Annotated in this window: 9 protein-coding genes; 3 read left to right on the top strand and 6 right to left on the bottom strand. The window is 70.4% G+C overall.

Annotation, left to right across the window (positions count from 1 at the left end; all coding sequences use genetic code 11):
- Nucleotides 1–35 precede the first annotated feature (35 nt).
- Nucleotides 36–719, top strand: a complete 684-nt coding sequence (locus ACXJKD_RS10750) for an arsenate reductase/protein-tyrosine-phosphatase family protein (protein WP_457254531.1) — start codon at nt 36–38, stop codon at nt 717–719.
- Between the two features lie 24 nt (nt 720–743).
- Here ACXJKD_RS10750 and ACXJKD_RS10745 read toward each other — a convergent pair whose 3' ends face one another.
- The 6 genes from ACXJKD_RS10745 to ACXJKD_RS10720 all read right to left on the bottom strand — a co-directional run bounded on the left by ACXJKD_RS10745 (nt 744) and on the right by ACXJKD_RS10720 (nt 7,111).
- Nucleotides 744–2,456, bottom strand: coding sequence for a polysaccharide biosynthesis tyrosine autokinase (locus tag ACXJKD_RS10745; protein WP_457254530.1), 1,713 nt, complete (start codon nt 2,454–2,456; stop codon nt 744–746).
- Nucleotides 2,457–2,574: 118 nt separating this feature from the next.
- Nucleotides 2,575–3,447, bottom strand: a complete 873-nt coding sequence (locus ACXJKD_RS10740; RefSeq protein ID WP_457254528.1) for a hypothetical protein — start codon at nt 3,445–3,447, stop codon at nt 2,575–2,577.
- Nucleotides 3,447–4,544, bottom strand: a complete 1,098-nt coding sequence (locus ACXJKD_RS10735) for a Gfo/Idh/MocA family protein (RefSeq protein WP_457254853.1) — start codon at nt 4,542–4,544, stop codon at nt 3,447–3,449. The genes ACXJKD_RS10740 and ACXJKD_RS10735 overlap by 1 nt, the downstream gene beginning before the upstream one ends.
- Nucleotides 4,545–4,625: 81 nt before the next feature.
- A complete protein-coding gene (locus ACXJKD_RS10730) occupies nt 4,626–5,747 on the bottom strand; it encodes a DUF1972 domain-containing protein (protein WP_457254527.1) in 1,122 nt (373 codons plus the stop codon).
- 147 nt (nt 5,748–5,894) lie between these two features.
- On the bottom strand, nt 5,895–6,695 hold the full coding sequence (locus ACXJKD_RS10725; RefSeq protein ID WP_457254526.1) for a CDP-alcohol phosphatidyltransferase family protein: 801 nt from the start codon (nt 6,693–6,695) through the stop codon (nt 5,895–5,897).
- Nucleotides 6,695–7,111: an adenylyltransferase/cytidyltransferase family protein gene (locus tag ACXJKD_RS10720; RefSeq protein ID WP_457254525.1), complete on the bottom strand. Its 417-nt coding sequence runs from the start codon at nt 7,109–7,111 to the stop codon at nt 6,695–6,697. The genes ACXJKD_RS10725 and ACXJKD_RS10720 overlap by 1 nt, the downstream gene beginning before the upstream one ends.
- Before the next feature lie 257 nt (nt 7,112–7,368).
- Here ACXJKD_RS10720 and mfd point away from each other — a divergent pair, with 257 nt between their 5' ends.
- Nucleotides 7,369–10,965: a transcription-repair coupling factor gene (gene mfd / locus ACXJKD_RS10715; protein ID WP_457254523.1), complete on the top strand. Its 3,597-nt coding sequence runs from the start codon at nt 7,369–7,371 to the stop codon at nt 10,963–10,965.
- A 65-nt stretch (nt 10,966–11,030) separates the two neighbouring features.
- Complete coding sequence (locus tag ACXJKD_RS10710; RefSeq protein ID WP_457254522.1) at nt 11,031–11,558, top strand: hypothetical protein; 528 nt, start codon at nt 11,031–11,033, stop codon at nt 11,556–11,558.
- Nucleotides 11,559–11,565 lie beyond the last annotated feature (7 nt).

Here is an 11,565-nt window from a genome sequence, read left to right as displayed (position 1 = left end):
GGGGGGACGCGACTACTCGGCGGGACGAGGTGGGTATGGAGACGACGGTGCTCGTCCTGTGCGCGAACGACCGGTGCCTTGCGCCGGCGGCCTCGACCATCCTGCGCACAGCCCTCCAGGCCCACGGCGAGTGGCAGGTCCAGGTCGTCTCGGCCGGGATCCGTGCCGAGGTCGGTGCCGGGTGGTGTCCGCAGATGAGCGCGCAGCTGACCAAGGACCACGACCTCATCATGCGACCGCACCGCGCGCAGCAGGTGACCGCCGAGCTGGCGCGGGCCGCTGACCTCGTGCTCGTGTCCGAGCGCAAGTACCGCGGCTCCACGAGGCTTCTCGACGCCGGCAGCGCCGACCACACCTTCACCTTCCTGGAGGCGGCGATCCTGGCCAAGGAGGCGTTGGCCCGCACCGTGAGCGAGGGGGCCGCCCCGTCGCTCGAGGGGGCCGTGCAGTCCGGCACCGGACGGCTGGGCACCCGCGAACGGCTCCTGTGGCTGCTGGAGGAGATGAACGCCGTGCGCGGCCTCGTGGCGCTACCGCCCGAGGAGCCGCGCGGCTGGCGCAGGCGGTTCGGGAAGAGCGTCGAGGTGGTCGGGCACGACATCCTCGACCCCCATGGTGACCGCGGCTCGCACCGCAAGGCTGCTCCGGCCGTGCGCGACGCGCTGGACTCGTTCGCGGCGAGCCTGGCCGCCGCCTCGCCGAGGACCGTTCCGGCCTGACCGACCGTGGCCATGCGTGCCACGTCAGTGAACTCTGCCCCGCCCCAAGGGCTTCGAGAAGCTGGTGCCGACCACCTTGGGATCCAACGAGATCGGCCGTTCCCGGATGTCGTCGCGGGTGCCGGCGCCGTCGCGGTCACGGGTGCTGTCACCATCGCGGCTGCGGTCACCGTCGCGGTCACCATCGCGGCTGCGGTCACGGCCCGGGTCAGCGATGCCCTCCGCGACGGGCCGCGGCCGGTCCGACGGCGCTGGGGCCGGGCCCCGGTCCTCGGGCCCGGCGTCCGGCGCGTGGACGACCTGCGTCGCACCATCGGCCTCAGGGTCGGAGCTCTCCTTGGGGGAGGTCGGCAGGGCCGCCCAGTCGCTCTCGGACACCGCGGCGAGGGCCGCGTAGTCCTCGTCGTGCCCACGCAGGTCGCGCTGCCCGCGGGCTGGCACCATGGTCAGCGCGGTGCCGATGAGCCGGGCCTTGACGGCGTCCAGATCGGCGATGGCGCTGGTGAGCTGCTCGCGACGGGTCTTGCCGTATCGAGCCACCAGCACGGCTCCGTCGGCGCCCCGGGCGAGCACCGCGGCATCGCTCACCGGCAGGATCGGCGGGGCGTCGATGATGACGAAGTCGAAGTCCGCCCGCAGGGTGGCGAGCACGGCCGCCATGTTCTTGGACCCGAGCAGCCGGGTCGGGTCCGGCGGGGTGGTCCCGGCCGGCAGGATCGTCAACAGTCCGCGGTGCCACGGCATGAGCGCGTCAGCGAGGTCGATCTGGCCGGCCACGACGTTGGACAGGCCGATCGAGCCGTCGATGCCCATGAGCGTGGCAGCGTTGGGTCGGCGCATGTCGGCTTCGACGAGGCAGACTCTCAGGGACGACTGGGCCAAGGCGATGGCCAGGTTGCAGGCCGTGGTCGTCTTGCCCTCGCCAGCGAGCGCCGAGGTGATCACGATGACGCGCGGCGGCTGGTCCACGTCGACGAACTGCAAGGTGGTGCGCAAGGAGCGGAACTCCTCCACCCCTCGACCATGTCCCTGCATCGTGATCAGGGGGTGGGTCTTGACCTGGGAGTTCAGCCCGATGAGCGCCAGGGCCGGGCGGCCGGTGAGGTCCTCGAGCTCGTCACCCTTGACGGTGGTGTCCTGCTGCTCGCGGATCACCGCGACGATGACGCCGAGAGCCAGCCCGGCAAGCAGTCCGAGGGCCATGTTGAGAGGGATCCGCGGAGAGATGGGGAACTGCGGCTTCTGGGACGGAACGGTGGTGGTCACCTTGACGGGGGGCTGCCCGCCCTCGCGGGGTGTCTCCAGCCGCTCGATGACGACGCCGAGCTGGTCGCTCACGGCGTTGACGATGGACTGGGCGCGCGCGGGGTTGCGGTCGGTCGCGCTGACCTTGATGAGGACCGTGTCGACCGGGTTCTCGGCTGCGACGACCTGGCGCAGGTCTCCCACTGTCATCGGCAGGTCGAGCTCGTCGATGACCGGCTGGAGGACGTCGGGGCTCTTGACGACCTCGGTGTAGGACTTCACCCGCTGCATGGCGAACTGCGAGCTGGCGTAGATCGAGGTGTCCGCCGTGCTCCCGGTGGAGCTGATCGACACGAAGGCCGTCGCGTTCGCGGCATACGTGGGTGGGGTGAGGTAGGTGAGGGTGGCCGCGGCGCCGAGCACGAGCACAGTGCACGCGACGACGATCCGCCAGCGCTTGAGCAGGATCTGGAGATAGGCGCGCAAGGTCATCGGCTGCCTCTCCTTCCATTCCTGTGGCGGCGTTCGCCGTGCGTGCGCGGGTGGGTCCTCGTGGTTCCATTCTGCGTTCCGGGGGCGGCCCAGCCACTCGTCCGAAAGGTGGAGAGCATCACCGGGGCACCGGGGCCCAGCTCTTGTCGACCAGGGCCCTCGTCGAGGCGATGTTGCGGCGGCTGGACGCCCCGAAGACGATCGACTCGATGTTGGGCTGGGCACACACCCAGTCGATGGCCTCTTCCGGAGGGATGGCGCCCGAGGCGAAGACCGACATCGCGATGGCCCGGAAGCGGCGGTCGCGCAGGGCGGTCTCGTAGGCCTCGAGACCGCCCGGCATCCGGAAGCCGATCTTGTTGATGTTGGAGCACACGATGGGGTTGTCGATCCCCAGGCGCTCGAGGGTGTCGAGGAGGCGTGGGAGGTTCATCGTGATGAAACCGGGCTCGGCGTCGTACTGCGTGCGCACGTGGTCGGCGAAGATGACGAACGCCTCGTCGAAGCCCAGCCCCAGCAGCAGGTCGACGACGACGTTCTGCAGGAAGACCACCGGGGTCCGCAGCCCGCGGAACATCGACATCTCGGCGTCGATGAGGAGTCGCGTGATGCCGTCGATGTCCTTGCTGGCCAACGACTTCGTGCCGGTCAGGGCGGCGCTGAAGACGCTCTGGTCGGGCAGGAAGCGCCGCAGCGCGCCGAGCGGACCGTCCTCGGTCATCGCGTTGGCGTACTTGTGGGCGTAGGGCATGCACGGGAAGAACTCCATGCGCGCGTAGCGGTCCTGGTCGGCGCGCACGAGGTCGCAGATCTCGGCCACCCGGTCGTGGGTCGTGCACATGAAGGTCGTGACGCCCTCGTCGTAGGCGGCGTCGAGGACCTCCATGACCGCGCCGAGGTCCTGGAAGCGCATCTGCTGGCTGCGCGCCTTCTCCTCGGACATGTGGTTGACGCCGAAGAACTGGTTGTCACCGAACAGGAGGCGGTCCATCAGGCAGTCCTCCTTCGCCCGAAGGCCAGTCGTCGGCGATGGGTCGGGGCCACCGTGGCCGTCGAGGCGGCGCGCTCGCGGGAGCCGGCGGTGCCCTGCGCATCGGCCGAGATCATCGACAGGATGCGGTCGGTGGCCGCGGCGGAGCTGAACACGTTGGGGCCCTCGGTCACCTGGCCGGCGACCCGGCCGACGAAGGTGTCGGCCTGCGCGCTGTACTCCTCGCCGCGCAGGTAGAACCACGGCTGCTCGGTGAGGTCGGTCGTGTAGTGCACGTTCCAGCCGGTGCGGTAGCCCTCTGGGACGGCGGCCGTGTCGCGCAGGTAGACCTGAACCTCCTGCCGGTCGGCGACCGCCCGACCGGTGGTGCCCCAGACGCTGATCTTGGTCGTCATCTTGCGCTGCGACTCGTCCGACCAGTTCACCGAGACCTGGGCGGTGACGTCGCCGGGGTACATCAGGGTCGACACCACCTCGTCGTCGGTCTCGGCGGAGAAGATCCGGTTGAGCCGGCTGCCCTCCACACCGGTCGGCATGCCGAGGTACCACTGCACGAGGTCGATCGGGTGCGCGGCGTAGTCGTAGAGGCAGCCACCGCCGGACGACCGGCGGCTGCGCCAGGTGCCACCCTTGGGGGCCAGGACGACCGGACCGTACGCCTCGGCGACGACGTGGGTGACCGCGCCGAGGGCGCCGCCGTCGATCAGCCGCTTGAGCTCGGCGAACGCCGCGACGAACCGGTTGTGGTAGCCCACCTGGGTGACCAGCCCGCGCTCGCGGGCGAGGGCGGTGAGCGCCTCGCCGTCGGCGTCGGCGAGGGTGAACGGCTTCTCGCAGAACACGTGCACGCCGGCCTCGAGCGCGGTCCGCACCATGGGCGCGTGCAGGTGGGAGGGGGTGGCGATGACCACCGCGTCGAGCTGCTCCGCCGCCAGCATCGCGCTGAGGTCCTTGTAGGTCCGCAGCCCGGTGTACTTGCTCAGCACGTCGAGGACGTAGCCGGTGGAGTCGCACACGGCGACCAGGTTGACATCCGGGTGCGCGCGGAAGATGGACAGGTGGGAGAGGCCCATCTTGCCGAGCCCGACGACCCCCATGGTGATCACGACGACTGACTCCGTATCTGTGGCCCCCATCCACCTCGATGCCGGTCGGCGGGTGCGACCGGCAGCGCCCCCTCAGGCGCGGTGCATGAGTCCTGCATGGAAGCGCGCGAGGACGGCTTCGTACTGGCCCGCGACGTGCTCCCACGTGAACTCTTCCGCATGGCGACCCCGGGACGCGTCGTGCATTTGGTGGAGGACGTCAGGAGAGGCGAGCAGTTCGTCGAGCTGGGCCTCGAGCTCCTGCGCTGTGGTGAAGTAGCGCTGGGCGGGCCCGGCCACCCAGCGGTTGTAGACGTTGTCGTGCGCGATGACCGGGTTGCCGGCGGCCATCGCCTCGACCAGCGAGGGGTTCGTGCCTCCCACCGTGTGGCCGTGCACGTAGGCGAGCGAGTGGAACCGCAGGGCCTGCACCACCTCCGGGTCGTAGATCGCGCCCGGGAAGACGACCTCGTCGCTCGCGGCCGCGAGCACCTGCCGGTGGTAGTCGTCCGTCGCGCCGTCGAGGTCGCCCAGGACCACCAGCGTCCGCTCGCGGGGCTTTGCCGAGAACGCCTCGACGATCTCGAGCAGCGAGTTCTCGGGGATGGGGCGGCAGATCACGGTGAGGTAGCCGCCCGGGGTGAGTCCCATCGCCTCGACGGGACCGGGGGGTGCCTCGGTGACCGCGTGCGCGCCGTAGGTGATCATGCTGATCCGGCTGCGCCGGGCCCACCGCGCGAGGTAGCGCTCGATGTCGGGGTGGTCGGCGATCAGGTGGTGCCCGAACAGGCTGGCGAACCGCTCGTTGGCCAGCAGGATGGCCTGGCGCGGGATGCCCCAGCGCCGCCGGGTCCACTCCATGCCGTCCATGTTGATGACGTTGGGGATCCGTTTGACCCGCTGCAGGATGTTGAAGACACCGGTGTTGTAGCCGAACGTGAGGCAGACGTCGTCGTGCCGGATGGCATGCCGGATCGAGGTCCAGTCGAAGGCCGACGTGCCCAGCCAGCCCTCGCGGTGCTGGGGGATGGTGACCCGCTCGATGCCGCGCCACGTGTCGTAGGTGATGGGGCCCCTCCCCTCGGCCTGGCAGTAGACGACCACCCGCCAGCCCTGCCCGACGAGGAACAGCCCGATCTGCTCGGCTGCCGTCTCGAAGCCCCCGTATGCCGCCGGCACGCCGTGGGTGCCCAGGATTCGTACCGTCCGCGTCATGTCTCCTGCCCCCCCGTCGTCAACGCCCATCGAACCAGTCACTTCGCTCGTGACCGAGCCGCGCGCCCAGCCGCGGCCCCGCCGTGGCCACCCTAGAGGGCGCGCCGACCACCCGGCATACCAGTCGTGCCACCGCGATCGGCCCGCTCAGGCCACGCGGGACAGGTCGCGGTACCACTTCCCGAAGGCCGCGACGAGCAGGACCACGCCCATCAGGGCGAGCGCGCAGTAGGCCCAGATGAAGAGCTGGTGGAAGCCGAGCAGGACGAACGTCACGCACAGCAGGCCGTAGTCGAGGGGTAGGACGAGCAGCGAGGCGAGCACCGGGGGCCGCCCGTCGTCGACGCTGACGGCGGGCGGTGTCGTGGGCTCGACCGGTGCCTCGGCAGCGAGCGGGGAGGCAGCAGCAGCCGAGACAGCGGCGGAGGCGCGGAGCTGGTCGGTGAGGATCTTGGAGAAGAAGTAGGTGGAGGCCTGGATCCCGAAGACGATCGGGACGAGCAGCAGCGCGTCGGGCACGTCGTAGGAGCGGTACCAGGCGATCAGGACGGCGGCGTGCAGCGCGGCGATCTTGAGGCAGTCGATCACGTGGTCGAGCCACTCACCGGTGCGACTGCCCCCACCCCGCATGCGCGCGACCTGGCCGTCGGCCGAGTCGAGCGCGTAGGCGAGGGCCAGGAGGAAGGCGACCAGGAAGCCGATCGGGACGGTGGCCGGCGCGAGCGCCAGCACCACGATGCCGACCAGGCTGGTGAAGCCGGACAGCAGGGTGACCTGGTTGGGCGACAGCCCGATGCGGAAGGCCAGGATGGCCAGCTGGCGGCCGGCGGGTCGGTTGATCCACCGCGAGTAGCCGGGCGCCCCGCGGTTGGACTTCCCGGCACCGGCGGACAGGGCCCGGGCCTGGGCCATGCGGCGGACCGGCGGGCTGAGGGTCTCGTCGGACATCAGGACGCGAACTGCTCCAGGGCAGCACGCAGCAGCGTGCTGGACGTGTGCATCGTGTAGGGGAAGTACGCGACCTCGACCCCCACGGTGCCGAGGTCCCGCTCGAGCCGCTCGCCCTTGGGGGTCCCCCGCCAGTCGTCGCCCTTGAAGATGACGTCGAAGGGGTGGTCGTGCCACACGTCGAGCTTGCTCGGCTGGTGCTCGATGATGACCTCGTCGACGAGGGTGATGTGCTCCAAGATGGACACCCGCTCGGCGAGGGGGATCACCGGCATCTTGGACTTGGCGCGGTAGGCGTTCTCGTCGGTGACCACCCCGGCAATCAGCCAGTCGCACTGCTCGCGGGCGCTGCGCAGGATGTTGAGGTGACCGATGTGGAAGAGGTCGAAGACCCCGGGAACGTAGCCCCGAACCATTGCCTCACCTCCTCCAGGCCACGGCGCCCCTGCGCCCGGCCTCACGAGCTCACTCATTCCTGGTCCCCCTACAGCCGTTTCTTACGTCGTCGTATGCAGTTCACCCAAGTTTGTTGGACGGCCGCGCCCGGCGACTCATGCAAACGACTGACGACGGGTCACCCCGTCTGCGGGGTTAGGGTGGACCCCCACCCCACCAGCCGTTTGCTGTGGGGCGTTTGTGCTGTCTACACCCGGTCTGTCCCAGGAGCCCCTTCATGACCCTCGCCCCGCTGCTCGACCTGCTGGGCACCGATCCCGCCGTCGCGCGGGCCCTCGCGGTGGCGCGGGCCGGCGAACCGGCCGCCGATCTCACCGTGCCGGCCGGCGCCCGACCGGCCCTGGTCGCCGCCCTGGCCCGTGACAGTGGTCGGCCGATCCTCGCGGTGACCGCGACCACCCGCGAGGCCGAGGACCTCGTCGCCGCCCTGGGCTGCTACCTCGACGCCGATCGGGTGGCCGACTTCCCGGCGTGGGAGACGCTCCCGCACGAGCGGCTGAGCCCCCGCAGCGACACCGTCGGCAAGCGCCTCGCGGTGCTGCGGCGCCTCAAGCACCCCGACCCCGCCGACCCCACCTACGGCCCGCTCGACGTCGTGGTGGCCCCGGTGCGGGCCGTGCTGCAGCCGGTGTCCCAGGGCCTCGGTGACCTCGCGCCGGTTGCGCTCAAGGCCGGGGACGAGGCGCCCCTGGAGCACGTCGTCGAGGACCTCGCGGCCGCGGCATACTCCCGCACGGACCTGGTCGAGCGGCGTGGTGAGTTCGCCGTGCGCGGCGGCATCCTCGACGTCTTCCCGCCCACCGAGGACCACCCGGTGCGCGTGGAGTTCTGGGGCGACACGGTCGAGGAGATCCGCTGGTTCAAGGTCGCCGACCAGCGCAGCCTCGAGGTCGCGGAGCACGGCCTCTGGGCCCCGCCCTGCCGGGAGATCCTGCTGACCGAGTCGGTGCGCGCCCGCGCAGCCGCCCTCGTCGACCAGCTCCCGGGCGCGGTCGACCTGCTCTCGAAGCTGGCGGAGGGGATCGCCGTCGAGGGGATGGAGTCGCTGGCGCCCGCCCTCGTCGACGGCATGGAGAGCGTGCTCGACACCCTGCGCGACGGCACCGCGGTCGTGCTGTGCGACCCCGAGCGCGTCCGCACCCGCGCCCACGACCTCGTCGCCACGAGCCAGGAGTTCCTGGAGGCCGGCTGGGCCAACGCCGCGGTCGGCAACAGCGTGCCGATCGACCTCCAGGGCATCCTCGGCACCGCCTCGTTCTGGAGCCTCGCCGACCTGCGCGCCCACGCCGCGCAGTCGGGTATGCCGTGGTGGGACCTCGGCCCGTTCGTCGCCGACGAGGAGCTCGCCGACGGCGACGCGGTCGTGGTCAACACCGGTCTGGAGGAGGCGCCGCGCTACCGCGGCAGCACCCCCGAGGCAGTCGGCGACCTGCAGGGCTGGGTGGCCGACGGGTGGCGGGTCGTCGTCGTCACCGAGGGCCCGGGACTGGCCCGGCGCGTGGCCGAGGTGCTCGCGGGGGAGTCCGTGGCGGCGCGGCTGGACTCCGATCTCACGGACCTCACCGAGGGCGTCGTGCACCTGACCACCGGCACGGTCGGCAGCGGGTTCCTCGCTCCGGCAAGCAAGTTCGCGCTCATCACCGAGACCGACCTGACCGGGACGCCGGGTCAGGGTGGCTCGACCAAGGACATGCGCAAGATGCCCTCGCGGCGGCGCAACCAGGTAGACCCCCTCCAGCTCAAGCCCGGTGACTTCGTCGTCCACGAGCAGCACGGCGTGGGCAAGTTCGTCGAGATGGTGCAGCGCACGGTCGGCGGTGCGACGCGCGAGTACCTCGTGATCGAGTACGCGCCGGGCAAGCGGGGGCAACCGGGCGACCGGCTGTTCGTGCCGACCGACCAGCTCGACCAGGTCACCCGCTACGTCGGCGGCGAGATGCCGGCCCTCAACAAGATAGGCGGCAGCGACTGGGCCAAGACCAAGGGCCGGGCGCGCAAGTACGTCAAGCAGATCGCGGCCGAGCTGATCCAGCTCTACTCGGCCCGGATGGCGACGGCCGGTCACGCCTTCGCGCCGGACACCCCGTGGCAGCGTGAGCTCGAGGACGCCTTCTCCTACGTCGAGACCCCCGACCAGCTCAGCTCCATCGACGAGGTCAAGGCCGACATGGAACGCACCGTCCCCATGGACCGCCTCATCTGTGGAGACGTCGGCTACGGCAAGACCGAGATCGCGGTCCGGGCTGCCTTCAAGGCGATCCAGGACGGCAAGCAGGTCGCCATCCTGGTGCCGACCACGCTGCTCGTGCAGCAGCACCTGCAGACCTTCACCGAGCGCTACCAGCAGTTCCCGGTGACCGTTCGGGCGCTGTCGAGGTTCCAGAGCGACAAGGAGGCGCGCGAGACCATCGAGGGGCTGGCCAACGGCAGCGTCGACCTCGTCATCGGCACGCACCGGCTCCTGGGTGGCTCGATCCGCTACAAGGACCTCGGGCTGGTCGTCATCGACGAGGAGCAGCGCTTCGGTGTCGAGCACAAGGAGCAGCTCAAGACCCTTCGCACGGCCGTCGACGTGCTCGCGATGTCGGCCACGCCGATCCCGCGCACCCTCGAGATGGCCGTGACCGGCATCCGTGAGATGTCCACTCTCGCAACGCCTCCCGAGGAGCGGCACCCCGTGCTGACCTACGTCGGCGCCTACGACGAGAAGCAGATCGTGGCCGCCATCCGGCGCGAGCTGCTCCGCGAGGGCCAGGTCTTCCTGGTCCACAACAAGGTGTCGAGCATCGAGCGCGCCGCCAGCCGGATCCGTGAGCTCGTGCCGGAGGCCCGGGTGGCAACCGCCCACGGCAAGATGGGCGAGCACAAACTCGAGCAGGTCGTCGTCGACTTCTGGGACAAGAAGTTCGACGTCCTCGTCTGCACGACGATCGTTGAGACCGGTCTCGACATCTCCAACGCCAACACGCTGATCGTCGAGCGCTCCGACGTGCTCGGTCTCTCCCAGCTCCACCAGCTTCGTGGTCGGGTGGGGCGTGGGCGAGAGCGGGCCTACTGCTACTTCCTCTACCCACCCGAGAAGCCGATGACCGAGACGGCGCACGACCGGCTCCAGACGATGGCCAGCCACACCGACCTCGGTGCGGGCATCCAGATCGCCATGAAGGACCTCGAGATCCGCGGGGCCGGCAACCTGCTGGGCGGCGAGCAGTCCGGCCACATCGCCGGCGTCGGCTTCGACCTCTACGTGCGACTGGTGGGGGAGGCCGTGGCCGACTTCCGCGGTGACGGCGAGACCGCTCCGGGAGAGATCAAGATCGAGCTGCCGGTCGACGCCCACCTCCCGCACGAGTACGTGCCGGGGGAGCGGCTGCGGCTGGAGGCCTACAAGAAGCTCGCCAGCGTGGTCGACGAGCCGGCCCTGGCCGAGATCGAGGCCGAGCTGGTCGACCGTTACGGTCCGCTCCCCGAGCCGGTGCGCAACCTCATGGAGGTCGCGCGGTTGCGCACGGTGGCCCGCCAGGCGTCGGTGGCCGACATCTCCGTGCAGGGCAACTATGTGCGGTTCGGGCCGGTGGACCTCCCCGAGTCGGCGCAGCTCAGGCTGCAGCGGCTCTACCCGAAGTCGCTCGTCAAGGACGCGCTGCATACCATTCTGGTGCCGAAGCCGATGACGGCTCGGGTGGGTGGCCAACCGCTGCGTGACACGGCAGTCTTGCAGTGGGCCAGCGACCTCATCCGGTCCGTCCTGCTGGGCAGCGTCGCCGACGCCGCCCGGGTGGGCACCCGCCAGGGTGCGGACTCGGCTCGATGAGCGTGGCGCCGCAGATGGTGAAACTGAGCAAGGTGAGAGGGCAGTACATGACGAAGGGCCATCCCGTGAAGGCATTCAGCGTCCTGCGTGGGGCCGTCGTGGCGGTCGCCGTCGCCGGCGTCCTGGCCGTGTCCGGCTGCGCCACTGCCGATACCGCTGCCGTCGTCAACGGCCACCGGATCACCGAGCAGGAGGTCCAGGAGGCCACCAGCCAGATCACGAAGGCCTACCCCGACTCGTCGCTCAACACGGCCAACGCGCTGTCGAGCCTCGTGATGGCCGGCTTCATCAACCAGATCGCCGACGAGTCCGGCAAGGGGCTGTCCGACAGCGCCGCCAAGGCCGCCATCACCGAGATCGAGGACCCGAGCGCCGCGACCCTCGAGCTGGTCAAGTCGAGCCTGGCCTCGCAGCAGCTCACCACCATCGAGCAGGGGCACGTCGTGGACCTCGCCAGGAAGGCCAAGGTCACCATGAACCCGCGCTACGGCACCTTCGACGCCAAGAACGTCCGGTTCGACGCCAGCCAGCCCAACTGGATCAAGGCCGAACCCGCGCCTGCCGAGCCCGCTCCGACCACCCCCGCGGGCTGAGCGACCG

It is taken from the genome of Pedococcus sp. P5_B7 (genome assembly GCF_054049895.1).
The sequence above is the reverse complement of the archived record's forward strand: the minus strand, read 5'-3'. Positions and strand labels throughout refer to the sequence as shown.

Excerpts from the sequence above, each read along its gene's own strand:
- ACXJKD_RS10750 (WP_457254531.1), top strand. The coding sequence starts at position 36 with ATGGAGACGACGGTGCTCGTCCTGTGCGCGAACGACCGGTGCCTTGCG.
- ACXJKD_RS10745 (WP_457254530.1), bottom strand. The coding sequence starts at position 2,456 with ATGACCTTGCGCGCCTATCTCCAGATCCTGCTCAAGCGCTGGCGGATC.
- ACXJKD_RS10740 (WP_457254528.1), bottom strand. The coding sequence starts at position 3,447 with ATGGACCGCCTCCTGTTCGGTGACAACCAGTTCTTCGGCGTCAACCAC.
- ACXJKD_RS10735 (WP_457254853.1), bottom strand. The coding sequence starts at position 4,544 with ATGGGGGTCGTCGGGCTCGGCAAGATGGGCCTCTCCCACCTGTCCATC.
- ACXJKD_RS10730 (WP_457254527.1), bottom strand. The coding sequence starts at position 5,747 with ATGACGCGGACGGTACGAATCCTGGGCACCCACGGCGTGCCGGCGGCA.
- ACXJKD_RS10725 (WP_457254526.1), bottom strand. The coding sequence starts at position 6,695 with ATGTCCGACGAGACCCTCAGCCCGCCGGTCCGCCGCATGGCCCAGGCC.
- ACXJKD_RS10720 (WP_457254525.1), bottom strand. The coding sequence starts at position 7,111 with ATGGTTCGGGGCTACGTTCCCGGGGTCTTCGACCTCTTCCACATCGGT.
- mfd (WP_457254523.1), top strand. The coding sequence starts at position 7,369 with ATGACCCTCGCCCCGCTGCTCGACCTGCTGGGCACCGATCCCGCCGTC.